This window comes from Desulfovibrio piger, from assembly GCF_951793255.1.
Lineage (GTDB): Bacteria > Desulfobacterota > Desulfovibrionia > Desulfovibrionales > Desulfovibrionaceae > Desulfovibrio.
The window spans coordinates 1-20,590 of sequence record NZ_OX636706.1 but is presented as its reverse complement, the minus strand read 5'-3'; the positions used below and the strand labels follow the sequence as shown (position 1 = coordinate 20,590).

Below are 20,590 nucleotides of genomic sequence, written 5' to 3'. Positions count from 1 at the left end.
GGCCGTTGACACGGACAGACGGCGGGCGAGTCCGGCAAATCGTCCGGGGGCCTCTCTCTTTTTATGGGTGTCGGCAACTGGATGCCTGGACACGCACAGGACGATAGCCGCCTGTTCTCATGCAGGCGGTTTTGCTTTTTGCTGAGCTGTGGCATCAGAAGGGCAGGGACGATGGCCGGAAGCGGCCGGACAGACAGGGGAGGGCATCGATGCCGGAAGGGAATTTTTTCCACTACGATCAGGCGGCTGTGGATCATCTGGCCCGCAAGGACAAAAAACTGGCAGCGGCCATGCAGGCCATCGGCCCGGTGCGCCGGGAGGTCATGCCGGATCTTTTCCAGGCCCTGATGCATGCCATCACGGGCCAGCAGATCAGCATGGCGGCCCAGCGCACGGTCTGGGGACGCTTGTGCGGCCTGCTGGGCGAGGTCACGCCGCAAGCCCTGCTGGCCCAGCCGCAGACGGCCTTGCAGGCGCTGGGGCTTTCCGCGCGCAAGGTGGACTACATGCGCGGCATCGCCCGGCAGGTGGTGGACGGGGAACTGGATCTGCCGGGCATGGCCGCTCTGGAGGACGCCGAAGTCTGTCGCCGTCTTGCCGCCCTGCGCGGCATCGGCGTCTGGACGGCCGAGATGCTGCTGCTTTTTTCCCTGCAGCGGTCCGACATCCTGAGCTATGACGATCTGGCCATCCGGCGCGGCCTGCGCATGCTCTACCGCCACAAAGAGATGCCGCGAGAGCGCTTCGAGAGGTACCGCAGGCGCTTCTCGCCTTATGGTTCGCTGGCCTCGCTGTATCTGTGGGCCATCGCCGGCGGGGCATTGCCGGAGCTGGACGATCCGGCGGAGCGCAAAAAGGGGAGATCCCGCCCTGCCGCGAGCCTCAAAAGCACGGTGACGAAAGACTGAGCGGCCCCTTCCCTTTCCATGACAAGCCGCCCGCGTGCATCGCTTCTTTCCCACGTTGGGCGACCGACCGTGCTCCTGCCAGTCCATGAAGATCCGTACCATGAAGAGAGCCGCATGGTGGGGCGCATCTTGCCGTGCCTGCCGGTTCTCCGGAACGTTGCACAAAAAAAGGCCCTGCGGTGTGTGTTCCGTAGGGCCTTTGCGTACGAGGAAAAGCCTACTTGAGGGCAGCGGCACCGGCCTTGGCCACGTTGGTGTCTTCGGCCACGCTACCACCGCTGACGCCGATGGCGCCCACGATGACGTTGTCGCGGATCAGCAGCTCACCGCCGCCGAAGATCACCAGACCGCCGTTGGTGGCTTCGATGCCGAACAGTTCCTGACCGGGCTGGGAAGCGGCGCCCAGCGTGGAGGTGGGCATGTTGAAGTAGCGGGCCGTGACGGCCTTCTTGGTGGAAACGTCGATGCTGCCGATGAAGGCGCCGTCCTGACGCACGAAGGCCTTCAAGTTGCCGCCAGCATCCACGATGGCGATATTCATGGGCACGCCCTGGGCTTTGGCCTTGACCAGAGCCGCATCGAGCACCTTCTGGGCTTCGGCCAGGGTCAGGTCGCCGGGGAGCTGGGTCGCGGGGGCCTTGGTCTTGGCCTGGGCCAGACCGGCGCAGAGAACGAGAGCCAGAACGAGAGGAACGATACGCTTCAGCATACAGGACTCCTTTTGCCCGCAAGGGCTGTTTTCTCCTACTCTAGCACTCCGCCGGGGCATGGGCAAGCGGTAACTCTTTTTTTCATATGATGGTTGGGCAACCAATCATCGCCGCGCCGCAGCTCGTACGTCCGCTCCCTGTCCGCACCGGGGCCAAAACAAAAAAGCCGGCAGCCATGCGCTGCCGGCCTGATATCGAAACGGGACGGGAGGATCAGGCCCCAAGCAGATAGGGAGAGATAAAAAAGCGCCAGATCAGGGTGGCCAGCAGCAGGGAGAGCGAGACCCAGAGGAAGCGACGCACGGCTTCGGTACCGACCTTGATGGCCAGACGGCTGCCCAGCCAGTTGCCCGCGATGTTGGCGGCCATCATGGGCAGGCCGACGCTCCAGATGACGGCGCCGTTCCAGATGAAGAGGATCATGGCGCCGAGGTTGGAGGCAAAATTCATGACCTTGGACGTGGCCGAGGCTTCGAGGAGGCTGATGCGCAGGACCCAGTGCAGGGCCAGGATCAGGAAGCTGCCGGTGCCGGGACCGAAAAAGCCGTCATAGATGCCCACGATGAGGAAGCAGAGCGGCGCCAGTATCCAGTAACGGCGACCGGAGGTGAGCGGCGGATTTTTCTGCTCCTTCTTGGGCATGAGGGTGGCCAGCATGGCGAAGGGCAGCAGGAGCACCAGCACCTTGCCCAGCAGGTCGGGCGAGATGTAGAGGGCCAGCTCGGTGCCGATACCTGCCCCTACCAGCGAAAAGCCCACGCCCAGCAGGGCCAGCCGCCAGAGGATGAGGTTGCTGCGGGCGAAGTTGAGCATGGCCACGCCGGTGCCCAGGCAGCAGCCCACCTTGTTGGTGCCCAGGGCCAGCTGGGGCGGCAGGCCGGAAAGCAGCAGGGCGGGGATGGTGATGAGGCCGCCGCCGCCCGCGATGGAATCGATGAAGCCCGCCACGAAGGCGGCGCAGGTACAGAAAAGGATGATAGCCGTGCTGACCATGCTACCATTCCTTGAAGATGACGTAGGCGGCCAGCACGATGAGGGCGAAACCCAGGATGTGGTTCCAGCGCAGGGTCTCGTGCAGGTAGAAGACGGAGAAGAGCGAGAAGACCGTCAGGGAGATGACCTCCTGGATGGTCTTCAGCTCCGCCGCATTGAAGTAGCCGTAACCGATGCGGTTGGCCGGGACCTGCAGCACATACTCGAAAAAGGCGATGCACCAGCTGATGAAGATGACCATGGGCAGGGCCATGCTCTTGTGCTTCAGGTGACCGTACCAGGCGAAGGTCATGAAGACATTGGAGAGCACCAGCAGGCCGACTGTGGCGACCGGGACGGGGATCTGCATGACAGGCTCCTTGGAGCAGATAAAGAAAAAACGCCCATGTTTCCACAGGCGTTGAAATTTCTGGAGCCCTTGACCAGGATTGAACTGGTGACCTCATCCTTACCAAGGATGCACTCTACCGACTGAGCTACAAGGGCGGTCCTATATGTCCGGGTTTCCCCAAAAAAACGCCCATGTTTCCACAGGCGTCGTGTTGTTTGCTGGAGCCCTTGACCAGGATTGAACTGGTGACCTCATCCTTACCAAGGATGCACTCTACCGACTGAGCTACAAGGGCGTGCTCAACGAAGAAGACTTCTACGGAAAAACTCCCTCGGGGTCAAGCGATTTTTTCATTTTTTGCCGAGAAAAATTTTCAAGCCAATAACATAGCGGAATATAACGATTAAATTATAGAACTTTGAGCGGGTAAGCCGGGCATAGGGGCTTGCAACGTCCGGCCGGCAGCGCGGGCGGCAGTTTTGGGAAAAAATCTCGGCGCCTGCGTGGCAAGCGATGGCGGCAGAGGAACACGGACGTGGCCTCTGGGGGCCGCACCATCTGCCGCATGCGGCCGGGCGGCATCGGCGCAGGCGGACACACGGGAGCCATGCAGGGAAAGGAGCATACGGAGATCTCGCTGACCACTCATGGCAAGAGTGCTTTTACGCAGGATGAGGGGCAGACAGCCTTTGCGTGAACGGCCTTTTCACGGACAGTCAGCGCACTGCCCGTGGCAGGGCAAAGCGGAAAGGCCGGGGAAGAAGGAAAGGAGACGCCCACAAAAGAGCGAATCAAGACTGGGGCCCGCAGGTCGCACCTTTCGGGCAGGCCACGGACCCAGATAAAAGTTTGAGAGTATTGCATAAAGAATGTTATAATGGCATACTCCAGTTAAGGAGTTCTTTATGCAATACTGTCCAAAATGTGCGTCAGAGCGGATTGTGAAGAATGGAAGACACTTGGAGCGTCAGAGATTTCGCTGCAAAGACTGCGGTTTTCAATTTACCCGTGACACTCCCAGAGGACGACCGGCAACGGAAAAGGCAATGGCCATCCTGCTTTATACTTTGGGCCTTTCGTTTAATGCCATAGCACGTATTTATGGAGTTGCAACATCGACCGTCATGCGTTGGGTCCGGGATTTCGCTGAAAAAACTTATGAAAAGCCTTCTCCTGGGGAAGCTGTCATCATAGAACTTGATGAGATGTGGCACTATTTGCATTCAAAAAAAACAAACTATGGCTCTGGAAAGCTTATTGTCGCGATACCGGTCAACTCATTGACTGGGAATGTGGCAATCGTGACCAAAGCACTCTTGCAAGATTGATGGCAAGGCTTCGCCGTTGGTCTGTCTGGTTCTTCTGTACCGACAACTGGAAAGTATATCCACGGGAAATACCCGAGGACGACCTCATTCAAGGAAAACGGGGAACCGTGCGAATTGAACGAAATAATGCCCGCCAAAGACACTGGTTTGCCCGTTTCAAATGTAAATCTCAGGTGGTTTCAAGGTCCTTGCGAATGGTTGATCTCACAATATCTCTCTTTGCCAGATTTCATGTGAACGGGCAAAGAGAAGATATTTTATCATTCTTTTAGCAATACTCTCAAAAGTTTTAGGGGGGATGGGGGTGCAGGGGGAAGGGAGACCCTTTTCCAAAAGGGGCCCCTTCCCCTGCCAAAAGAATTCCCTAACGCTGTTCCAGCAGACGCATGATGCCCCGGAAGAGGGCGCGGCGGGCGTGGGGCGGACGCCGGTCATCTTCCTTGCGGGCTTCGGCCAGCAGTTTTTCCAGCTCCAGGCGTCCCGCGGCTTCGGCATCGGGCCAGGGGAAGGCCGCCAGAAGATCCTCCACGTCCGCCTCGGCAGCGGAGAGCAGCTTTTCCCGCCACTGTTCGGCCAGGTGCAGACGGGCGGCATCGGCCTGCTGGCCGTTCTTGCGGGCCTCGATGGCTTCGGCCAGCGGCCCGGCGTCCACCTCGCGCATGAGGCGGCCTATGAACTGCAGCTGGCGGCGCTTGCCTTCACGGTTGCTGATGCGGGCATACAGACGCAGAGCCTCCAGCAGATCGGGCGTCAGGGGCAGCCTGTCCAGTTCGTTGACGGGCAGCTTGGTCAGCTCGGCGCCCAGATCCTGCAGGGCCGAGCTCTGGCGCTTTTTGGCCGAGCGGCTGAGCTGTTCGGGGGCTTCCTGCCCGTTGGTCTCCACATCCCACTGATACTGTTTCTTGCGCGGCATCTTAGAGCACCACTCCCAGGATGACGCCCACCAGCACCAGCGGCGAGATGATGCCGTTGAGGGTGAAGAAGACCATGTTCACGCGGCTGAGGTCCTGCGGACGCATCAGATGATGTTCCCAGAACAGGATGGCGGACACACCGGCCCAGAGCACATACCAGGGCCAGGCCAGACCGGCGGCGATACCGGTCAGGAACAGGAAGATGGACGTGACGGCATGGGAGAAACCGGCAATGGCCAGCGCGGTGTCCGGGCCGTAGACCGAGGGCACGGAGCAAAGGCGGAAGGCCACATCGAAATCATAGTCCTGGAAGGAATAGTAGATGTCGAAGGCGCCCACCCAGAAGGTCACGGCAAAGAAGAGCATGATGGGCCCCATGGCCAGGCCCTCGGGATTCACGGCCAGGGCACCGGCCAGCGGCGCCAGGCCAAGGGTGGCCCCCAGCCAGAAGTGGCAGACGGCCGAGAAACGCTTGGTCAGGCTGTAGACGGCGGCAAAGATCAGGGCTGGCACCGAGAGGATGAGACAGACCGTGTTGATGGCCGCACAGGCCAGCACGAAGATGGCCGCCATGACCAGGGAGAAGATCCAGGCCTGGCGCACGCTGATCTCGCCGGTGACCAGATGGCGGTTGGCGGTGCGGGGGTTCTCGCGGTCAAAGGGCAGGTCGAAGATACGGTTGATGCCCATGGCGAAGGAACGCACGCCCACCATGGCGATGGTCAGCAGGACGAGCTTGTCCCACGGCGGCATGCCGCCGGCGGCCATGACCGAACCGGCCCAGGCGTAGGGCAGGGCGAAGATGGAGTGCTCGATGCGGATCATGCGGCAGAAGGAGACGAAGCCGCGGACGGAAAAACGTCCGCACAGCGCCCCCGGCCGGCAGGAAGGCAGGGAAAAACGGCGAAGAGTGAATTTGGGCAGTTTCATCAGGGATTAACCTCCACAGTCGGCGGGATCGCCGTGCAACTTGTCCAGCGCATGGGGCAGGGCGGGCAGGACAGCTTCCAGATTCTCCACGACAGCTTTGCGGCTGCCGGGCAGGTTGATGATGATGCTTTGTCCCAGCACGCCGGCCACAGCGCGGGAGATGGCCGCATGGGGCGTCTTGGCCAGGCTGGCCTGCATCATGGCCATGCTGAAGCCGGGCAGGGGATAGTCCAGCACCGCGGACGTGACCTGCGGCGAGATGTCGCGCGGGCCCACGCCCGTACCGCCGCTGGTGCAGATGACGTCATAGCCTTGGTTCAGGGCCAGATCCACCAGCAGGGCGCGCAGCTGCACCGCATCATCGGGCAGCAGGAAGCCCTGGCTGTGGCACAGGGGCAGGGTATCGGCCACCAGGGCGGCCATGGCCGGGCCGCTGGTATCGTCGCGCATGCCCTGGGAGCCCTTGTCCGAAAGGGTCACCCAGGCCAGGGCACGGCCCGTGCGCCGCGTCTCGAGGCTGATCTCGCCCACGGGCAGATCCACCAGAGCGCGGGTCATCAGGCATTGCAGGGCGTGGCCGCCGTCATCGGCGGGCAGCCAGCAGCGGCCCGTGACGCGCAGCAGTTCCACATCGTTCGCATCATACAGGCCGGTGCCCACAGGGATGAAGGGGCACTGGCGCACCAGCGGGGACGCCAGACGATGGCTGGGCATCCCTGCGACCCGGGCCACGGACAGGGGCATGAGGCCCCCGGCGGAACAGGCTCGCAAGGCAACAGAAAGTTTCATGCATCCTCCACAAACTGCCGGGACGGCAGATAACGGCCGCTATTGTAGCGGCAAGCACAATAAGTTACAAGGACGGCAGCCGTGGCCCGTTCCCGGTGTCCGGCAAGATCAGAAAAGGAGTTTTCATGTCCACCACCCGCAGCCAGGACCAGACGCAGCACCTGCATGTGCTGGGGACCGGCAAGATGCCCGAATTGCAGGGCGGCCCCAGTACGGCGCTGCTGGAATCCTTCCCCAACCGTTACCCCCAGCGTCCCTACGTCATCAGCATCGCCTTCCCCGAGTTCACGTCCCTGTGCCCGGTGACGGGGCAGCCGGACATGGGCACCATCACCGTGGAGTACATCCCGGACCAGCTGTGCGTGGAATCCAAGAGCTTCAAGCTCTACATGTTCGCCTTCCGCAACCATCAGTCCTTCATGGAGACCATCACCAACACGGTGCTGGAAGATCTGTGGACCGTGCTCGAACCCTGCTGGTGCCGCGTCAAGGGCCTGTTCGTGCCCCGTGGCGGTACGCGCATCCATGTCTTTGCCGAGCAGTTCAAGGTCATGCCCGAGGAAAAGGACGCCGCCGTCCGGGCCGCTGTCCAGGCCTGGCGTACGGAAAGCGATCCGCACAGACCGTAACGCAGCTCCCTCCGGCAGGGCGCCTTTTCCTGCCGGAGGCTTTTTTCGATGTGCCGCGTGCCCGGTCCCGGTCCCAGCCGGCACCGGGACGTCTTTTTATTAAGGATATGCCCATGAGCCTTTCGCACGGCAATGCTCCCCGTCCTTCAGGCGGTGCCCGTATGGCCCGCACGGCCGGGATGCTGGCGTTGTTCACCCTGCTTTCCCGCCTGCTGGGACTGGTGCGCGACATGGGCATGGCCTGGATGGTGGGCTGCGGGCCGGTGGCCGATGCCCTGGTGGCGGCCCTGCGCCTGCCGCACCTGCTGCGCCGCCTGCTGGGCGAAGGCTCTTTGTCCATGACGCTCACGGCCTGGCTGGTGCGGCACGATGTGGCGCAAGGCCAGGGGGATCCGCTGCCCGCTCTGGCCTCCGGCCTGTTCCGGCGCCTCGTGCTGGTGCTGGGCGGCCTTGTCCTGCTGGGCATGCTGGCAGCGCCGCAATTGCTGGCCTTTCTGGCGCCCGCGCTTTCTCCTGAAGCCTTGGCGGAGGGCAGCAGCCTGCTCCGCCTTTGCCTGCCCTATGTTTTGCTGGCGGGGATGGCGGCCCTGGGCATGGCGGTGTTGCACTGCCGCGAAGTCTTCTGGCTGCCCGCGCTTTCGCCCGTCATCTTCAATGTGGTGGTCATCAGTGCCATGCTGGCGGGCTGGCTGGCGGGAGGCACAGAGGCTGTCCCGGCGGCACTGGCCGCGGGCATGAGCGCCGGGGGCCTGGCCCAGTGGCTGGCCCAATGGGGCTATGCCCGTCATGTATTCCCGGCGACCGCCATGGAGCGTCCGGCCGCCGCGCCCTCCGGCCGTGAGCTGTGGGGCTGCCTGGGGCGCTTGCCCCTGGGCCTGCTGGGGGCCGCCGCGCCGCAGCTGGTGATGCTGGCGGCCATGGGACTGGCGGTGGGCAGCCAGATCGCGGGCCTGTACTATGCCGAGCGCCTGCTGGAGCTGCCGCTGGGCCTGATCGGTGCCTGCCTCGGCATGGCCAGTTTGCCGCGTTTGAGCCGTCTGGCCGGAGAAAAAGATTTTGCCGCCTTCCGGCGGGACATGGCCCTGGCCTTGCGCTGGGCCACGCTCTTGTCCCTGCCTGCGGCGGCGGGGCTGTGGGCCGTGGGCCCCTGCCTTGTGGACGTCCTGCTGCATCACGGGGAATTCGATGCCACGGGGGTGCGGCAGGTGACCCTGGCCCTTTGGGCGTACCTGCCCTGCCTGCCCGCCTGCGCGGTGAGCCGCTGCCTGCTGGCGGGCTGCAACGCCCTGGGCGACGTGCGCCTGACGGCCTTGTCCTCGCTGCTTGCCGTTGTTTTTACGCTTGCAGGCGGGGCGTGGCTGTTACATAGTATGGCAAGGGACATATATTTTTGTTTGCCGGCTGCGGCGGCCAGTGCGGCCCTGTGGGGACAGACCGTCTGGCTGTGGCGGGGGCTGCGTCGACGTTTGCGGCCTTTGCTGCCCGCGCCGGCGCTTCTGGACGGCATGGCCTGTCTGCGGCATGTGCTGGCCGCGGGCGCGGCAGCCGCAGGTGCCCTGGTGGTCCTGCGCCTGTGCGGCATGGTCTGCCCGTTGCAGGAGCTGCTGTCCGTCGTGCCGGTCCTGTTGCCCGGGCTGCCCGCCATGGCGGGCCTGGCTCTGTCCATAGGGGCCGGATGTTGTGCCTGGGGGAGCGCCCTCGTTCTGCTTGGGGACGCCGATACGCGTATGCTGGCACATAAGCTGCGCACAAAATTGCAAGGAGATTCCCGCTCGTGAAGCGGTCAGTTCTTATTTTCCTGACCAGATACCGCCGCTGGGTGGCCCTGGCCTGCTGGCTTTTGGCCATATTGCTCTTTCTGGCGCAGGCAGCGTGGAACATCATGGCTGAACGCGATGCCGCACAGAACCGTCTGCAGAACGAGGCAGGCCGGGTGGCCAGCCGTTTCACCCATCTGCTGGGACTGCACGGGGAACTCTCCGCCGTTTCCACGGACGCCCTGGTGACGGGGCTCATGGAAGATCAGCGCCTGTACGCCGTGACGGTGCAGGTGGGGGACAGTCTTTTTTCCGGCCAGCGTCGCAATGCGCACTGGGAGGCCGTGCCCTGGGACGGCGAGATCACGGAGAACACCGTGCAGGGCATGAGCCCGCTGCGCCGGGAAGGGCAGCCCGTGGGCACGGTGGAGGTCTATCTTGCCCGCCGCCTGGTGCAGGAAGGTTCGGACAAGGTCATGCAGCGCGAGACCTGGCGCTTCATCATCAATACGCTGCTGCTCAGCGTCTTTCTGGCGGCGCTGTACTGGCACTGGGGCGATCTGAGGCGCCTGCATTCTTTGGGGCTGCAGCTTTTGCGCAAGCAGGGAGATCCAGAGCCGGAAAAATCCGACGACCGGAAGTGGCGGCCCGTTTCCGGTGAGGATGTCGCCGCCCCCGAGGACGCTCTGCCGGTGGATGCCATCCGCGGCAGGCATTTCCAGCAGGGGAACCCCGCAAGCTGGCATATGACCGCGGCCCTGTTCCGCCAGACCTTTGCCCATGCGCCCATGCTCATGATGCGCCTGTATGCGGAAGATGAGCTGGAAGGGCTGTGCCATCTGGGGCGGATGCTGCTTGCCGCAGCGCCCTGCCTGGGGGCTGTGCGCCTTGAGGACAGCGCCCGCGAGATGCTCGATGCGCTGGAGGATCCCGGCTGTGAGGCGCGTGCGCTGGCCGTGGAGACCTGTGCGGCTGATCTTGAAGAAGTTTTGCAGGCCCTGAGCGGGGCCGCAGTGAAATAAGGAGAGACTATGGGCTTTTTTTCCGCAGTAAAAAAGTTTTTTGGTGGGGGCACCGAGGAAACGAAAGAAACGCAGGCCGCGGCAGTCGAGAAGGAAACGGCCGCAACGTCTGTTGCCCCGGAGGAGCCTGCCGCTGATACCGGGAGCGCCGTAGCGGAGCCGGAAAGCACGCCGGGACCGGAGAGCGTCCCGGCGGCTGAAGAAGTCGTTGCCCCTGCTGAAGACGCATCTGCGGACGAGGCCCCGGAAGACGAGGCCGCCCCCGTTGCCGGGGATGTCGAACAGGTGGCGCCGGAAGCTGAAGCCGTGGTCGCGGATGAGCCCGTGGTGGAAGTGCCCGCCGCTGAAAGCGATGGCCCTGCCGCCGGAGCCGCAGAGGAGGGCGGGAGCGTCGAGGCTGCCGTGACGGTGGCGCCTGCCGACCAGCCTGCGGCGTCCGAAGCTCCGGCAGAAGCCGAGAGCACCGTGGCGGAAGGGGAACCTGTGGCGGAAGCTGAGGTGCCGACGCTTCTGGGTGAGCCCTCCGTGGAGGCCGAAAGCGAACCGGTCGCCGAAGCGGAAGAAGCCCCGGCTGCTGTGGTGGAAGATGAAATTCCTTCGGTCGAGGAGCCTGTGACGGAAGCGGCTGCCGAGGCTGCGGCGCCGGAAGAAGCTTCCGGTGATGCCGCTGCAGAAGCGGGTGCTCCCGAACAGGATGGCGTCAGTTCGGAAGCGATTGCTCCGGAAGCTGAGGCTGCGGAAGCCGAAGTTGTCGAGATGTGCGAAGAGCCGGCCGGTGCTGATGCGGCTCCTGTGGATGCTGTGGAAGAATCCCCTGCAGAAGAGGAAGAGGCCCCTGCCGAAGCGGAAGCTGTGGCTGTCGAGGCTGAGACCGTTGTGGAGACTGCCCAGGAAGCGGAAGAAGAACCGCTGCCTGAGGACGTGACCGGGGCCGATGCCGCCGAGATGGCTGATGCGGCCGGGGACGATACGACCACTGTGACCCCTGTTGAAGCCGACGAAGCTGCCGCTGAAGAAGCTGACGACGCCGGAACGGATGTCCTGGAAGAGGAAGCTGCCCGCGACGAGGTCCGCGAAGAAGCGGAAGAAAAGCCCGAAGCGGCTGCGCCCCGTCGCAGCTGGTGGCAGCGCATCTTCGGCAGTGACGAAGATACGGCCCGGCCGGAAGCCGCCGCCCCTGCTGGCGAGGCTGAGGAAACGCCTGTTGCGGTGGAGCAGGAGGCGGGCGAAGACGTCCATTCTGAAACTGCCGTAGCGGAAGCAGGTACGGATGAACGTGTCGCGGCTGCCGCTGAAAGCACGGAACAGGAACCTCCGGCCGAGGTGGAAAAAGACACGGAGAGCGCTGCTACGCCGGAACAGGACGAGCCCGTCGCTGAGGTCATGGCCGATGCGGCCCTTGCCGCCACTGCCGTTGCCGCGGCGGCTGCCACGGCCGAGCGTCCCACCGCGCCCGCGCTGGAGACCTGCGGTCTTGATCCCGCTCTGGCCCAGTCCATGATCCTGCGTCTGCGCGAGGCCGAACCGCGCCTCTCCGTCTGGCTGGGCATCGTGCTGGAAGGTGTGGAAGAAGCCGGGGACGAACTCTGGAAGCGTCTGCGCTTCCTGCTGCGTTCGCTGGATGCGCCCGCCGCCGAAGTGGACGCCTTCGTGGATGATTTCCGTGGCTGGCTGGAGCGTATGGAATATGTGCAGCTGGACGAATTCCGCTCCGAGTTGCAGTATCGCCTGACCCTGGCCCTGGACATGGAGGACGAGGAAGACGAGCGCAGCCGCCTGTTCCTCAAGATCAGCGAAGGCCTGAGCCGTACCCGCGAGCAGTTCTCCCGCCGTCTGGACAGCCTGTTCAGCAGCCACGGCGAACTCAACGAGAGTTTCTGGGAAGAGCTGGAAGAGCTCTTCATCATGGCCGACCTGGGCTACGAACCTTCGCTGGAGCTGGTGGAGCGTCTGCGTGAACGGGCCCGCAAGGAGAACGTGACCCGCGTGGAAGACGTACGCGGCCTGCTCATGGCCGAAGTGGACGAAATCTTCCGTCTGCCGCGTCGCATCAGCGCCGTGAACCCGCCCGAAGTGGTGCTCTTCATCGGCGTCAACGGCGTGGGCAAGACCACCACCATCGCCAAGCTGGCCCATCGTGCCCGCATGCAGGGCAAAAAGGTCATGATCGCCGCGGCCGACACCTTCCGTGCGGCGGCCATCGAGCAGCTGCAGGTCTGGGCCGAGCGCGTGGGCGCGCTCTTCCATGCCCGCCCCGCCGGTTCCGATCCGGCCTCCGTGGCCTACGAGGCCATGGATCGCGCCCTGGCCGAAAAGGTGGACATCCTCTTTGTGGATACCGCCGGCCGCCTGCAGACCAAGGTCAACCTGATGGAAGAGCTGACCAAGATCCGTCAGGTGCTGGGCAAGAAGCATGAAGGCGCGCCGCACCGTTGCATCCTGGTCATCGACGCCACCACCGGCCAGAACGCTCTTTCGCAGGCCAAGCTCTTCAAGGAAGCCGCCGGTGTGGACGAGCTCATCCTCACCAAGCTGGACGGTACGGCCAAGGGTGGCGTGGCCATCGCCGTGGCCATGCAGGAAAAGCTGCCCATCACCTATGTGGGCCTGGGCGAAAAGCTCGAAGACCTGCGGCCCTTCAACGGTGCCGACTATGCCCGCGCCCTGCTGGGCGACCTGGATCAGGGCAAGTAGCGCTGACTTTAGTATGATGTAGACGAGAGGGAGGGGCCTTTTCCTGCTGGGGAAAGTCCCCTCCCGCTTTTTTGGGGAAAAACGCTGTGCCGGGCTGTGGGTCTCGTCCGCTATCCTGGGCAGACGTCACATCCAGCTCCCGGATCTTGCGGGAGGAAGGCCTCCAACAATCGAAGCAACAAATTTTCGTCACGCCGTTTGCCTCTTCGGCAGGGGCGCTTGGGGGGCAGCCCCCGATCCGTGATGTCCTGGGGATTTTTTTGCTGCATGGGCCACAGGTCGTGTGTTTTTCGCTTCGGCCTGTGAAAAAGTCCCCACTCCGGCGGATGGCAATATATATTTGGCTCTTGACTAGCTGAGAGGATTTTCTCTGAGCAGTTTTAGCACCAGAAGGTAAATGTTCTCTTGTCTATGATTAAACCGAAACTCACATTCTTTCAAATGGAGATAAAACGTTTGTTTTTGAAGGCCCCTAAAACGAACCAGCCGGGTTTTTGCATAGCTCCAAAAACTTTCTATCCCATTGATATGTGAGTGCTTATTGGAAAATTCATTGTGCGAATGCTGGACGCGGAAGTGTTTTTGGTATCCCAAATCGACGAGCCCGTCATAACCTCGCCAACCATCGGAATGAATGACGCTTTCAAGGTCTACACGTCCACGTATGATGCCCTGGAGAGTGGCTCTGGAGCAATCAGGAACGATTTCCGTATAGACGTTATCATTGCGTTTGAACAGGCCGAAAACAATGGTTTTTTCGCGTGCTCCACGGCCTCTGATGCCCCTGACCCGGCGAGCGCCGAAGTAGCTTTCATCAACCTCGACTTCCCCTTTGACGGGAGACTCCGCCTCGCAATAACGGGCAATTCTTTCCCGGAAAGCCGTCACATACCGGTTGACGGTGTTTCGGTTAACACCGGACAATTCCGCAATCTGTGAAGCTGTCAAATCAACGGAAAAAAGCTTCACAAGTTGCCGAATTTTTGCCTCGGAAATTCTTGAACGATATGCGTACTTGTTTTTCATTGCCATGGCTACCTGGATAACCTTTTTAGGATATCTCAGCTAGAACTCATTTCATAATTAATGGGCAATTTTTATAACTCTTCTCAACAAAATCATAGAAAAAGCAAGGTGGACAAGAGCCGTAAAACGTTCAACGCACCTTTCCCAACGAGTTATTGCCTTTTTAAATTTGTTAAGCCACGCAAAAAGGCGTTCAATTTTCCATCTTCTTTTGTAACGGCGCAAGAGCCGTCCGTCTTGCGTCGCCGGCTTTTTACGATTCTTGCGGTGCGGCGCGATGAGTTCAATTCCCTGAGAAGCAAGGGCTTCATCAAGCGGATCGCTGTCATAGGCACGATCCCCAATAATTCTTCGGGGTCGTCCCAACGTGACAATTTCATTGATTGTAGCCTGGACAAGTCTGACTTCATGAGGGTTAGCAGAATCCGTGTACACGGCGATAGGTAAACCAGAAGCGTCAGCAATAACCATGAGCTTCGTACCTTTGCCCCGCTTGGTCTTTCCCACTTTTGGGCCCCTTTTTTTGCGACAACGAATGTGCCGTCAATGAAGCATTCTTCCAGATTTATCAGGCCATTATCTTCAAGATGCCGGGCCAGAGACTCCAGAATTTTTCGAAGCCTTCCATCTTTTACCCATTTGCTGAATCTCCGATAGCAAGTTGCGGAAGATGGAAACCTGTCCGGTAAGTCCGCCCATGCCGCGCCTGTACGCAAGACCCAGAGGACGCCATTTAAAACTTCTCTGTCAGAATGAATTTGTGGACGTCCTGCGCCTGTGCGCTCTTTCTGAAAAAGAGGTTCCAGGACAGACCATTGATCATCAGTTAGCATTTCGGCTTTGCTCATTTTTTGAGACTAACCGAAACCTTAAATTTTCTCCAGAATTATGAAATGACTTCTAGTCAAGAGCCATATATTTTATGACATGCCTCCTTTCTCCGCATCTGAGCTCCGCTTTTTTCTTGCCGGAACGGGAAAATCAGCAATAGCGCGAAAAAAAATCCCTCTCGCAGTGAAAAAAACTTGACGCATCGCCCCATTCCCGATAGAAGGAACCTCGCCTTGAGCAACAAGGCTGTTCCCTGGACGGCAGGGAAGGGCAGATTGAGTCTGTCCTGATGCACCCAAAGCGGTCGCTCCGCGGCGGGTTTTGACATGTGCAGGCGTTACCAGATGCCGAGACAATGTCGAGCCGTTCCAGCCCACACAGCGGATCCCACCTGGCGATCAGGTGACCCCGGGCTGTAAAGGTAAGGGGGGGGTTCCCCCATTTGGTGACCCTGCGGGACCACCCTCGTCACTGCTTCAGTCAGTGACAGGCCTGGGCTACGCCGGGAAGCATCACACGGATGATGCAGGCACGCTCAGGCGTCCGTACCTTCCGATATATCTGATTCCCTCAGATTCTGTGATGTGCGCTGCTTCAAGCGCTTCTCTTCCCCAAGTTGTTGCCCAGTCTCCCCAACGGGTGAGGCCGACCTTCGGGCCCGTGGTTTTTGGCCCGCGCAAAGCTGTTAAGAAACCTGCGCCGAACCCAACCGGCCAGGATTTTTCAAACGGAGTAGGCAACAATGACGACAGTTAGCAGTGATCGCATTCGGATCAAGCTCAAAGCCTACGATTACCGCATCCTGGACAAGGCTGTTGCGGAAATCGTGGATACGGCGCGCAATACCGGTGCCGGTGTGGCCGGGCCCATCCCGCTGCCCACCAATATTCATAAGTACACCATTCAGCGTTCCGTGCATGTGGACAAGAAGTCCCGTGAGCAGTTCGAAATGCGCATCCACAAGCGGCTTATGGACATCCTTGAACCCACGCAGCAGACCGTTGACGCCCTCGGCAAGCTTTCCCTGCCCGCTGGCGTGGACGTTGAAATCAAGCTCTAGTGAGAGGCAGTCATGGCTGAGAAAATGGGAATTTTGGGTCGTAAACTTGGTATGACCCGCATTTTTGCCGGTGACGGCGCCGCTGTGCCCGTCACGGTGATTCAGGCCGGGCCCTGCCCCGTCACCCAGGTGAAGACCGTTGAAACCGACGGTTACAATGCTCTGCAGATCGCGCTGACCGAAGACAAGGAAAAGCACGTCAGCAAGGCCATGAAGGGCCACTTCGCCAAGGCCGGCACCGGCCTGTACCGCGAACTGCGTGAAATCCGCCTGGAAAACGCCCCTGAAATGGAACCCGGTCAGGAACTGACCGTGGAAATGTTTGCTACCGGCGACAAGGTCAAAGTGACCGCCAAGAGCATCGGTAAGGGCTACCAGGGCCGTATGCGCCGTTGGAACTTCGCCGGTTCCAAGGATACGCACGGTTGCGAAAAAGTGCACCGTAACAACGGCTCCATCGGTAACAACACCTTCCCCGGCCACGTGTTCAAGGGCCGTAAGATGGCTGGCCATTGGGGCAACGAAACCGTGACGGAAATGGGCCTTGTGATCGTTGACGTTCGTCCCGCCGACAACGTCATCCTGGTCAAGGGTTCCGTGCCCGGCCCCAAGAACGGGCTGGTGCTGATCCGCAAGCAGTAGAGGAAGCACAACAATGGCTACCGTGAAAGTTTATGACCAGAACAAGCAGGAATGCGGCGAACTGACGCTTTCCGCCGACGTGTTTGAAGTTGAGGCTCGTCCCGAGATCCTCAACCTCGTGGTGCGTGCCCAGATGGCCGCCAAGCGCGCCGGTACCCACATGGCCAAGACCCGCGCCTTCGTTTCCGGCGGCGGCGTGAAGCCCTGGAAGCAGAAGGGCACCGGTCGCGCCCGTTCCGGCTCCAATCGTTCGCCCGTGTGGCGTGGCGGCGCCATCGTGTTTGGCCCCCAGCCCCGCGATTACAGCTTCAAGGTCAACAGCAAGGTGCGCGCCCTGGCCATGAAGATGGCTCTGTCGAGCCGTCTGGCCGCCGAAAACCTGCTGGTGGTCAAGGGCATCGAACTGCCCGAAGCCAAGACCAAGCATTTTGCCAAAGTGGCCGGTACTCTGGGCCTGAACAAGGCTCTCATCGTGACCGCCGAGGAAAGCGAAGCCCTGACCCGCTCCGCCCGCAACATCCCCGGCATCACGCTGACCACGCCTGATCGTCTGAGCGTGCTGGAGATCCTCCGCCACAAGCAGCTGGTCCTGCTGGAAGGCGCCGTGGCGCCCGTGCAGGCCCGCTTTGAAAAATAAGAGGGGCAACTCATGGAATTCACCCAGGTTCTTATCAAGCCCCTGCTGACGGAAAAGACCACCCTGCTGAAGGATGAGTCCCGTCAGGTGGCTTTCTATGTTCATCCCGGCGCCAACAAGCTTGAAATCAAGCAGGCCGTGGAAAAGGCTTTTGATGTGAAAGTTGAAGCGGTCAACGTGGTTCGCAAGGCTCCCTCCAATCGGGAACGCCAGGGTCGCGTGGTGGGCCGTAAGCCCGGCTGGAAGAAGGCCTATGTGACCTTGCGCCAGGGCGATAAAATCGAGTTCTTCGAGGGAGTGTAAAATGGCTGTCCGTAAGCTGAAACCGACCTCCGCCGGGCGTCGTTTCCAGACGGTTTCCGACTTTGCGGAAATCACCCGGACGACCCCTGAGAAGTCGCTCACCGTGGGCCTGACCAAGAAGGCCGGCCGCAACAACCGTGGCCGCGTGACCAGCCGTCGTCGTGGCGGCGGTGTGAAGCGCCTGTACCGCATCATCGACTTCAAGCGTAACAAGTTCGGCATCGCCGCCAAGGTTGCGCACATCGAATACGACCCCAACCGTACCGCCCGTATCGCCCTGCTCCACTACGTGGACGGCGAAAAGCGCTACATCATCGCTCCTGTGGGTCTGAAGCAGGGCGACGTGGTGCTGGCCGGTGAAGGTGCCGACATCAAGCCCGGCAACGCCATGCAGATGTCCCGCATCCCGGTGGGTACCGTGATCCACAACGTCGAGCTGTACCCCGGCAAGGGTGGCCAGCTCTGCCGCGCCGCTGGCACCTACGCCCAGCTCGTGGCCAAGGAAGGCAAGTACGCCCTGCTGCGTCTGCCCTCCGGCGAAGTGCGCAAGGTGCTGGCTTCCTGCGTGGCCACTGTGGGCCAGGTGGGCAACATCCAGCACGAAAACATCTCCCTGGGCAAGGCCGGCCGCAACCGCTGGCTGGGTCGCCGTCCTCAGGTCCGCGGTGTGGCCATGAACCCCATCGACCATCCCCTGGGCGGTGGCGAAGGCCGCAGCTCCGGTGGTCGTCATCCCGTGTCGCCCTGGGGTATGCCTGCCAAGGGCTTCAAGACCCGCGACAAGAACAAGGCTTCTTCGCGCCTTATCATTAAGCGCCGCGGCCAGAAGTAGGAGTAGCAGATGCCCAGATCTTTGAAGAAAGGGCCGTTCATCGACGGCCACCTGATGAAGAAGGTTGACGCTGCGGTGGCCTCCAATGACCATCGCGTGGTGAAGACCTGGTCGCGCCGCTCGACCATCCTGCCCGAAATGGTGGGTCTGACCTTTGCGGTGCACAATGGCAAAAAGTTTGTGCCGGTGTTCGTGACCGAAAACATGGTGGGTCACAAGCTGGGCGAATTCTCGCCCACCCGTACCTTCCACGGCCACGCCGCTGACAAGAAGGCCAAGGCCGGCAAGAAGTAGGGTAGAGATATGGAATCCAAAGCTATCGCGAAATTCCAGCGCGTGTCGCCCCGCAAGACCCGCCTTGTGGCCAAGAACGTGCAGGGCAAGGGTGTGGAAGAAGCCATGAACATTCTGCGCTTCACCCCCAACAAGCCCGCCGGCGTGCTGCTGAATGTGCTCAAGAGCGCCGTGGCCAATGCCTCCCAGCTGGGTGGCGTGAACGTGGACGCCATGGTCATCAAGGAAGTCATCGTGAACGAAGGCCCCACCTGGAAGCGCTTCATGCCCCGCGCCCAGGGCCGTGCCACCAAGATTCACAAGCGTACCAGCCACGTTACCGTTATACTCGCAGAAGGGCAGGAATAGGCTATGGGTCAGAAAGTTCATCCGTTTGGCTTCCGGCTGGGGTACAACAAGAACTGGCAGTCCCGCTGGTTCAGCAAGAAGGACTACCCTGCCTTTGTGTTTGAAGACAGCAAGATTCGCGCCTATGTGAAGAAGCTCCTGTATCATGCGGGGCTGGCCAAGATCGAAATCGAACGCGCCGGTGGCAAGATCCGTCTGATCCTGTCCACTGCCCGTCCCGGTATCGTCATCGGCCGCAAGGGCGTGGAAATCGAAAAGCTGCGCGGCGACCTCCGCCAGAAGTTTGGCCGTGAGTTCTCGCTGGAAGTGAATGAAATCCGTCGTCCCGAAGTGGAAGCCCAGCTCGTGGCCGAAAACATCGCCCAGCAGCTGGAACGCCGCGTGGCCTTCCGTCGCGCCATGAAGCGCACGGTGTCCATGGCCCGCAAGTTCGGTGGCGAAGGCATCAAGGTGACCTGCTCCGGTCGTCTGGCGGGCGCTGAAATCGCCCGTACCGAATGGTACCGTGACGGTCGCGTGCCGTTGCAGACCCTGCGCGCCGACATCGACTACGGTTTTGCCGAAGCGCACACCACCTACGGCATCATCGGTGTCAAGGTGTGGATCTACAAGGGTGAAATCCTTGACAAAGAGGTTGATCAGTAATGCTCGCGCCTAAGAAAGTTAAATTCCGTAAATGGCAGAAGGGCCGCCTGCGTGGCCTGGCTAGCCGCGGCGCCTCCATCGCCTTTGGCGATATTGGCCTGAAGGCCGTGCAGCACGGTCAGTTGTCCAGCCAGCAGATTGAAGCCGCCCGTATCGCCATGATGCGTCACATCAAGCGTGGCGGTAAGGTCTGGATCCGCGTGTTCCCCGACCGCCCCGTGACCGCCAAGCCTCTTGAAACCCGTCAGGGTTCCGGTAAGGGTGCTCCGGTGGGCTGGTGCGCTCCGGTCAAGCCCGGCCGCGTGCTGTACGAAATCAAGGGCGTCAGCCTTGACCTGGCTCGCGAGGCTCTGACCCGCGCCGCCCACAAGCTGCCCGTGAAGACCATCATCGTGGTGAGGGAGGGCCTGTAGTATGGCTGCCAAGAAGAACGAAAAAGCCGCCATGGCCACTGCCGCCGAGCTGCGCGACATGAGCGTCGAAGAGCTGCGTGCCAAGCTGGCCGAACAGCGCGAAGAACTCATGACGGCCCGTTTCAAGCATGCCACCGCGCAGCTTGAAAAGACTTCCGAGCTCAAGGCCATGCGCCGTCAGGTGGCTCGCATTTCCACCGTTTTGACTGAAAAGGAATAGAGGGGCTGAACCATGCAAGCTCTGGAAAATCGCAAGGGCAGAACCCTCACCGGTATCGTTGTCAGCGACAAGAACGACAAGACCATCGTCGTGCGCGTTGAAACGCTGGTGAAGCATCCTCTGCTCAAGAAGTATGTGAGGCGCCGCAAAAAGTTCACGGCTCATGATCCCATGAACGAATGCGGCATGGGCGATAAGGTTAAAATCGTGGAGTTCCGCCCCATGTCGCGCAACAAGCGCTGGCATCTGGTCTCCATCATCGAAAAGGCTGTGTAGGGTAGAACCATGATCCAGGTAGAATCGACTCTTCAGGTGGCCGACAACAGCGGCGCCA

The 20,590-nt window shown here is 61.1% G+C and carries 25 protein-coding genes and 2 tRNA genes; 17 read left to right on the top strand and 10 right to left on the bottom strand.

The window, feature by feature from the left end:
* Positions 1–209: 209 nt before the first annotated feature.
* Positions 210–908: a DNA-3-methyladenine glycosylase family protein gene (locus Q4I12_RS00135; protein WP_239463783.1), complete on the top strand. Its 699-nt coding sequence runs from the start codon at positions 210–212 to the stop codon at positions 906–908.
* Positions 909–1,125: 217 nt separating this feature from the next.
* On the opposite strand, the gene Q4I12_RS00130 is transcribed toward Q4I12_RS00135, so the two are convergent.
* From Q4I12_RS00130 to Q4I12_RS00110, 5 genes are all read right to left on the bottom strand, one after another.
* On the bottom strand, positions 1,126–1,617 hold the full coding sequence (locus Q4I12_RS00130; RefSeq protein ID WP_204625418.1) for a GlcG/HbpS family heme-binding protein: 492 nt from the start codon (positions 1,615–1,617) through the stop codon (positions 1,126–1,128).
* Positions 1,618–1,831: 214 nt separating this feature from the next.
* A complete protein-coding gene (locus tag Q4I12_RS00125) occupies positions 1,832–2,611 on the bottom strand; it encodes a sulfite exporter TauE/SafE family protein (protein ID WP_289616577.1) in 780 nt (259 codons plus the stop codon).
* A 1-nt stretch (position 2,612) separates the two neighbouring features.
* Positions 2,613–2,960 (bottom strand): DMT family protein, encoded by a 348-nt coding sequence (locus tag Q4I12_RS00120; protein WP_006008375.1) that lies wholly within the window; start codon positions 2,958–2,960, stop codon positions 2,613–2,615.
* Between the two features lie 61 nt (positions 2,961–3,021).
* A tRNA-Thr gene (locus Q4I12_RS00115) sits at positions 3,022–3,097 on the bottom strand.
* Between the two features lie 64 nt (positions 3,098–3,161).
* Positions 3,162–3,237 (bottom strand) — tRNA-Thr (locus Q4I12_RS00110).
* A gap of 610 nt (positions 3,238–3,847) precedes the next feature.
* Between Q4I12_RS00110 and Q4I12_RS00105 the strand changes: the two genes are divergently transcribed.
* Positions 3,848–4,542, top strand: a protein-coding gene (locus Q4I12_RS00105) for an IS1 family transposase (RefSeq protein ID WP_302259884.1) whose coding sequence is annotated in 2 segments (ribosomal slippage) — positions 3,848–4,166 and positions 4,166–4,542 — 696 coding nt in all. Because the reading frame shifts where the segments join, the coding sequence is not laid out codon by codon here.
* A gap of 92 nt (positions 4,543–4,634) precedes the next feature.
* On the opposite strand, the gene yjgA is transcribed toward Q4I12_RS00105, so the two are convergent.
* The 3 genes from yjgA to Q4I12_RS00090 form a co-directional block, all read right to left on the bottom strand.
* The gene (yjgA, locus tag Q4I12_RS00100) at positions 4,635–5,183 is read right to left on the bottom strand and encodes a ribosome biogenesis factor YjgA (RefSeq protein ID WP_302259882.1); all 549 of its coding nucleotides are present in this window, start codon (positions 5,181–5,183) and stop codon (positions 4,635–4,637) included.
* A gap of 1 nt (position 5,184) precedes the next feature.
* Positions 5,185–6,009: a 4-hydroxybenzoate octaprenyltransferase gene (locus tag Q4I12_RS00095; protein ID WP_204625430.1), complete on the bottom strand. Its 825-nt coding sequence runs from the start codon at positions 6,007–6,009 to the stop codon at positions 5,185–5,187.
* Positions 6,010–6,120: 111 nt separating this feature from the next.
* The gene (locus tag Q4I12_RS00090; RefSeq protein WP_168935251.1) at positions 6,121–6,903 is read right to left on the bottom strand and encodes a MogA/MoaB family molybdenum cofactor biosynthesis protein; all 783 of its coding nucleotides are present in this window, start codon (positions 6,901–6,903) and stop codon (positions 6,121–6,123) included.
* Between the two features lie 125 nt (positions 6,904–7,028).
* Between Q4I12_RS00090 and queF the strand changes: the two genes are divergently transcribed.
* The 4 genes from queF (at position 7,029) to ftsY (ending at position 13,005) form a co-directional block, all read left to right on the top strand.
* A complete protein-coding gene (queF, locus tag Q4I12_RS00085; RefSeq protein WP_278882510.1) occupies positions 7,029–7,532 on the top strand; it encodes a preQ(1) synthase in 504 nt (167 codons plus the stop codon).
* 113 nt (positions 7,533–7,645) lie between these two features.
* A complete protein-coding gene (gene murJ, locus Q4I12_RS00080; protein WP_289616576.1) occupies positions 7,646–9,310 on the top strand; it encodes a murein biosynthesis integral membrane protein MurJ in 1,665 nt (554 codons plus the stop codon).
* Positions 9,307–10,311 (top strand): hypothetical protein, encoded by a 1,005-nt coding sequence (locus Q4I12_RS00075; protein ID WP_302259876.1) that lies wholly within the window; start codon positions 9,307–9,309, stop codon positions 10,309–10,311. Before murJ ends, Q4I12_RS00075 begins: the two co-directional genes overlap by 4 nt.
* Before the next feature lie 1,131 nt (positions 10,312–11,442).
* Complete coding sequence (ftsY, locus tag Q4I12_RS00070; RefSeq protein WP_437438861.1) at positions 11,443–13,005, top strand: signal recognition particle-docking protein FtsY; 1,563 nt, start codon at positions 11,443–11,445, stop codon at positions 13,003–13,005.
* 351 nt (positions 13,006–13,356) lie between these two features.
* Here ftsY and Q4I12_RS00065 read toward each other — a convergent pair whose 3' ends face one another.
* Both Q4I12_RS00065 and Q4I12_RS00060 read right to left on the bottom strand, forming a co-directional pair.
* Positions 13,357–14,037 (bottom strand): IS1595 family transposase, encoded by a 681-nt coding sequence (locus Q4I12_RS00065; RefSeq protein ID WP_302259875.1) that lies wholly within the window; start codon positions 14,035–14,037, stop codon positions 13,357–13,359.
* Positions 14,038–14,088: 51 nt separating this feature from the next.
* Positions 14,089–14,879, bottom strand: a protein-coding gene (locus Q4I12_RS00060; protein WP_412388922.1) for an IS5 family transposase whose coding sequence is annotated in 2 segments (ribosomal slippage) — positions 14,089–14,537 and positions 14,537–14,879 — 792 coding nt in all. Because the reading frame shifts where the segments join, the coding sequence is not laid out codon by codon here.
* A gap of 725 nt (positions 14,880–15,604) precedes the next feature.
* Between Q4I12_RS00060 and rpsJ the strand changes: the two genes are divergently transcribed.
* The 11 genes from rpsJ to rpsQ are packed head-to-tail and all read left to right on the top strand — an operon-like array spanning position 15,605 to position 20,532.
* A complete protein-coding gene (gene rpsJ / locus Q4I12_RS00055; protein ID WP_006008400.1) occupies positions 15,605–15,922 on the top strand; it encodes a 30S ribosomal protein S10 in 318 nt (105 codons plus the stop codon).
* Positions 15,923–15,934: 12 nt separating this feature from the next.
* Entirely contained in the window at positions 15,935–16,564 is a 630-nt protein-coding gene (gene rplC / locus Q4I12_RS00050; protein WP_168935248.1) for a 50S ribosomal protein L3, read from the top strand.
* Positions 16,565–16,577: 13 nt separating this feature from the next.
* The gene (gene rplD, locus Q4I12_RS00045; RefSeq protein ID WP_006008404.1) at positions 16,578–17,201 is read left to right on the top strand and encodes a 50S ribosomal protein L4; all 624 of its coding nucleotides are present in this window, start codon (positions 16,578–16,580) and stop codon (positions 17,199–17,201) included.
* A gap of 12 nt (positions 17,202–17,213) precedes the next feature.
* Positions 17,214–17,504, top strand: coding sequence for a 50S ribosomal protein L23 (rplW, locus tag Q4I12_RS00040; protein WP_006008406.1), 291 nt, complete (start codon positions 17,214–17,216; stop codon positions 17,502–17,504).
* Position 17,505: 1 nt separating this feature from the next.
* Positions 17,506–18,336: a 50S ribosomal protein L2 gene (gene rplB, locus Q4I12_RS00035; protein WP_006008408.1), complete on the top strand. Its 831-nt coding sequence runs from the start codon at positions 17,506–17,508 to the stop codon at positions 18,334–18,336.
* 9 nt (positions 18,337–18,345) lie between these two features.
* Positions 18,346–18,630, top strand: coding sequence for a 30S ribosomal protein S19 (gene rpsS / locus Q4I12_RS00030; protein ID WP_006008410.1), 285 nt, complete (start codon positions 18,346–18,348; stop codon positions 18,628–18,630).
* A 9-nt stretch (positions 18,631–18,639) separates the two neighbouring features.
* The gene (gene rplV, locus Q4I12_RS00025; RefSeq protein WP_006008412.1) at positions 18,640–18,978 is read left to right on the top strand and encodes a 50S ribosomal protein L22; all 339 of its coding nucleotides are present in this window, start codon (positions 18,640–18,642) and stop codon (positions 18,976–18,978) included.
* A gap of 3 nt (positions 18,979–18,981) precedes the next feature.
* On the top strand, positions 18,982–19,623 hold the full coding sequence (rpsC, locus tag Q4I12_RS00020) for a 30S ribosomal protein S3 (protein ID WP_006008414.1): 642 nt from the start codon (positions 18,982–18,984) through the stop codon (positions 19,621–19,623).
* A complete protein-coding gene (rplP, locus tag Q4I12_RS00015; RefSeq protein WP_006008417.1) occupies positions 19,623–20,036 on the top strand; it encodes a 50S ribosomal protein L16 in 414 nt (137 codons plus the stop codon). Before rpsC ends, rplP begins: the two co-directional genes overlap by 1 nt.
* 31 nt (positions 20,037–20,067) lie before the next feature.
* Positions 20,068–20,256 carry a 50S ribosomal protein L29 gene (gene rpmC, locus Q4I12_RS00010; RefSeq protein WP_040369967.1) on the top strand — a complete coding sequence of 63 codons (189 nt, stop codon included), beginning with the start codon at positions 20,068–20,070 and terminating at the stop codon, positions 20,254–20,256.
* A 12-nt stretch (positions 20,257–20,268) separates the two neighbouring features.
* Entirely contained in the window at positions 20,269–20,532 is a 264-nt protein-coding gene (rpsQ, locus tag Q4I12_RS00005; RefSeq protein ID WP_006008421.1) for a 30S ribosomal protein S17, read from the top strand.
* The last annotated feature ends 58 nt before the right edge of the window (positions 20,533–20,590 follow it).

What these genes read in the sequence shown, in the direction of transcription:
- Q4I12_RS00125 (WP_289616577.1), bottom strand. Translation starts at nt 2,611, where the DNA reads ATGGTCAGCACGGCTATCATCCTTTTCTGTACCTGCGCCGCCTTCGTG.
- rplD (WP_006008404.1), top strand. Translation starts at nt 16,578, where the DNA reads ATGGCTACCGTGAAAGTTTATGACCAGAACAAGCAGGAATGCGGCGAA.
- Q4I12_RS00090 (WP_168935251.1), bottom strand. Translation starts at nt 6,903, where the DNA reads ATGAAACTTTCTGTTGCCTTGCGAGCCTGTTCCGCCGGGGGCCTCATG.
- rplW (WP_006008406.1), top strand. Translation starts at nt 17,214, where the DNA reads ATGGAATTCACCCAGGTTCTTATCAAGCCCCTGCTGACGGAAAAGACC.
- murJ (WP_289616576.1), top strand. Translation starts at nt 7,646, where the DNA reads ATGAGCCTTTCGCACGGCAATGCTCCCCGTCCTTCAGGCGGTGCCCGT.
- queF (WP_278882510.1), top strand. Translation starts at nt 7,029, where the DNA reads ATGTCCACCACCCGCAGCCAGGACCAGACGCAGCACCTGCATGTGCTG.
- rplP (WP_006008417.1), top strand. Translation starts at nt 19,623, where the DNA reads ATGCTCGCGCCTAAGAAAGTTAAATTCCGTAAATGGCAGAAGGGCCGC.
- Q4I12_RS00095 (WP_204625430.1), bottom strand. Translation starts at nt 6,009, where the DNA reads ATGATCCGCATCGAGCACTCCATCTTCGCCCTGCCCTACGCCTGGGCC.
- rpsQ (WP_006008421.1), top strand. Translation starts at nt 20,269, where the DNA reads ATGCAAGCTCTGGAAAATCGCAAGGGCAGAACCCTCACCGGTATCGTT.
- rplV (WP_006008412.1), top strand. Translation starts at nt 18,640, where the DNA reads ATGGAATCCAAAGCTATCGCGAAATTCCAGCGCGTGTCGCCCCGCAAG.
- Q4I12_RS00065 (WP_302259875.1), bottom strand. Translation starts at nt 14,037, where the DNA reads ATGGCAATGAAAAACAAGTACGCATATCGTTCAAGAATTTCCGAGGCA.
- rpsS (WP_006008410.1), top strand. Translation starts at nt 18,346, where the DNA reads ATGCCCAGATCTTTGAAGAAAGGGCCGTTCATCGACGGCCACCTGATG.
- rpmC (WP_040369967.1), top strand. Translation starts at nt 20,068, where the DNA reads ATGGCCACTGCCGCCGAGCTGCGCGACATGAGCGTCGAAGAGCTGCGT.
- rpsJ (WP_006008400.1), top strand. Translation starts at nt 15,605, where the DNA reads ATGACGACAGTTAGCAGTGATCGCATTCGGATCAAGCTCAAAGCCTAC.
- rplC (WP_168935248.1), top strand. Translation starts at nt 15,935, where the DNA reads ATGGCTGAGAAAATGGGAATTTTGGGTCGTAAACTTGGTATGACCCGC.
- Q4I12_RS00120 (WP_006008375.1), bottom strand. Translation starts at nt 2,960, where the DNA reads ATGCAGATCCCCGTCCCGGTCGCCACAGTCGGCCTGCTGGTGCTCTCC.
- rpsC (WP_006008414.1), top strand. Translation starts at nt 18,982, where the DNA reads ATGGGTCAGAAAGTTCATCCGTTTGGCTTCCGGCTGGGGTACAACAAG.
- rplB (WP_006008408.1), top strand. Translation starts at nt 17,506, where the DNA reads ATGGCTGTCCGTAAGCTGAAACCGACCTCCGCCGGGCGTCGTTTCCAG.
- Q4I12_RS00135 (WP_239463783.1), top strand. Translation starts at nt 210, where the DNA reads ATGCCGGAAGGGAATTTTTTCCACTACGATCAGGCGGCTGTGGATCAT.
- Q4I12_RS00130 (WP_204625418.1), bottom strand. Translation starts at nt 1,617, where the DNA reads ATGCTGAAGCGTATCGTTCCTCTCGTTCTGGCTCTCGTTCTCTGCGCC.
- yjgA (WP_302259882.1), bottom strand. Translation starts at nt 5,183, where the DNA reads ATGCCGCGCAAGAAACAGTATCAGTGGGATGTGGAGACCAACGGGCAG.